The sequence below is a fragment of the Vibrio sp. 10N.222.52.B7 genome, from assembly GCF_041474275.1.
Lineage (GTDB): Bacteria > Pseudomonadota > Gammaproteobacteria > Enterobacterales > Vibrionaceae > Vibrio > Vibrio crassostreae_C.
In genome coordinates this window covers 1-334 of sequence record NZ_JBFRTU010000315.1, presented here as the reverse complement: position 1 = coordinate 334, position 334 = coordinate 1, and the positions used below count along the sequence as shown (strand labels likewise).

General features: G+C 47.0%; 1 pseudogene. It reads right to left on the bottom strand.

The features are described from left to right. Positions 1-334 (bottom strand): annotated as a pseudogene (locus tag AB4512_RS23000) (transposase); the annotation flags it as partial.

Genomic DNA, 334 nt, shown 5'->3' with positions numbered 1-334 from the left:
AGCTTATTCAGCGCTTTGATCATTGCGTAAGTCTCACCAACCTGAGCGTTGTAATTTATTAGGCTTAGTTTCCCACCCAACAACTGTTTCATTCGATGCATCGCTGTCTCTGATAGCGAGCGCTTACGATAGCCATACCGCTTTTTCCACTTCTTGTTGGAGCCGTAGAGTTTCTAACAACCTACCGATATGCCCTTGTTCCCAGAAAGCTGCCCCTTCTCATGACGGGTTGAGCGGAACCGCTCGCTTGATTCGTATAGCATCATGGCATTTCCGTGTGTCATAAGCTCCATCACCTGATACCTCAATAATTTTACGACGTGTCTGCCTTAGC